The organism is Oleiphilus sp. HI0132 (assembly GCF_001635845.1).
This window is the reverse complement of sequence record NZ_LWGJ01001278.1, coordinates 1-1616: the sequence shown is the minus strand read 5'-3', so window position 1 is coordinate 1616 and position 1616 is coordinate 1. Positions and strand designations below refer to the sequence as shown.

Here is a 1616-nt window from a genome sequence, read left to right as displayed (position 1 = left end):
CATTCTTTTGGTAAAGGTCCCCAGCAAAGGCCACTCTTCCAAATCATGCCGCGCAATAAAACCTACAGGCCTGAGATGATTAAAAACAATCGTATCGAGCCATGAAATATGATTTGATACAAACAAACCGCTTGCTTCCATGGGGGAGCCTTCGACAACGACCTCCGTATTCATTGAACGAACCAGATCCTCAACCCACAAGGTAAACAGAGCGTAATCATTAAGCTCGTTTTGGTCAATTTTAGACACTTGCGGGAATTGATAACAAGCACCAATAAAAGCACTACCCGAGAGTAAATTCGCGAGCAGACGAGAGAAGCGCAACCCTTGGCGCGCCCTATTCTTCACAACACTAAACACAACCTTACTTCTGCGCCTCCGCTACACTCTCACTTCTAGTAAAGACCCAATCAGTGCCACTGGACTCACTCTCTGAGTATTGATAACCCGCGTAGTCAAAACCCTTTAGATCTTCAACGCTTTGAATATTATTATCAGCAGCATACCTGACCATTAAGCCTCGTGCTTTTTTGGCATAAAAACTAATGATCTTGTATGTGCCTTTCTTCTCATCCTTGAATATAGGGGTAATCACCTTTGCCTTAAGCGACTTAGGCTTGATTGATTTAAAATACTCGTTGGATGCTAGGTTAACGAGAACCTCGTCACTCCCCTCTAACTCCCGGTTAAGTGACTCTGTCAGCATCTCTCCCCAAAACTCGTAAAGATTCTTTCCGCGTGTATTTTCAAGCCTGGTTCCCATTTCCAAACGATATGGCTGCATCAAATCCAAGGGGCGCAAAATACCATACAAACCCGAGAGTATTCTTAACTTTCCCTGAAGATATTCGACACTAGCACTATCCATAGACTCGACTGCTAACCCCGTATATACATCCCCCTTAAAGGCATAGACAGCTTGCTTTGCATTCTGGGCCGTGAACGGAACAGTCCAATCTTTCATTCGCTGCACATTTAAATCTGCAATCTTTTCACTGACACTCATTAGCTTCATTAGCGCAGCGGAATCTACTTTATTTAAAGCGTCAACCAGATGCTTTGATTCATCTAGAAAATCGGGCACAGAAAACTCATCACTAAAACTCGCTGACTCGAAATCCAGCGTTTTTGCAGGAGACACAACAATAATCATACTAATTCACATCTAATTCATTAAATTGACTAAACCGAAACCCTATTTAAGGCAGCGGCACATAAACTCATAAAGTGATTGAACATCAAAAGGCCATTCAAGCTCCAGGGATTTATCATGGGATAGCAAAACAGGTATCCTGGCGCCATAGCGATCAATTAAGGCATCATCGTCTGCAATATCGACCGACTCCAGTTTAAAAAAAAGCGGCTTTCCATCCGAATCAAAGGACGATGCTGCAAAGTTTTCAGCCATTTGCACATGCAAGGCCTGAGCTACCGCAAGCGCCTCATCACACAAGTGACAACCAAGTGTCGAATACAAATAAAAGACTGGGCAGGTGTTCAATTTGAAACTCTTTTTAAATATTTTCAATAATTTAAGCAATCTATTTAAAGTATTTTATACTATACTTTTGCTTTACATCTTATTAAGAAAGAATATCTACATCTAACTGAAGGCC

Annotated in this window: 3 protein-coding genes; all 3 read right to left on the bottom strand. The window is 41.8% G+C overall.

What is annotated here, in order from left to right:
* On the bottom strand, positions 1-348 hold a 348-nt coding region (locus A3766_RS19415; protein WP_369808640.1), incomplete at its 3' end, for a lysophospholipid acyltransferase family protein.
* 16 nt (positions 349-364) lie between these two features.
* Positions 365-1153: a peroxide stress protein YaaA gene (gene yaaA, locus A3766_RS19410; RefSeq protein ID WP_068508425.1), complete on the bottom strand. Its 789-nt coding sequence runs from the start codon at positions 1151-1153 to the stop codon at positions 365-367.
* Between the two features lie 42 nt (positions 1154-1195).
* Positions 1196-1501, bottom strand: coding sequence for a glutaredoxin family protein (locus A3766_RS19405; protein ID WP_082880485.1), 306 nt, complete (start codon positions 1499-1501; stop codon positions 1196-1198).
* Positions 1502-1616 lie beyond the last annotated feature (115 nt).

Bases quoted from the DNA above. Each gene is read 5' to 3' on its own strand.
- yaaA (WP_068508425.1), bottom strand. From the start codon at position 1,153: ATGATTATTGTTGTGTCTCCTGCAAAAACGCTGGATTTCGAGTCAGCG.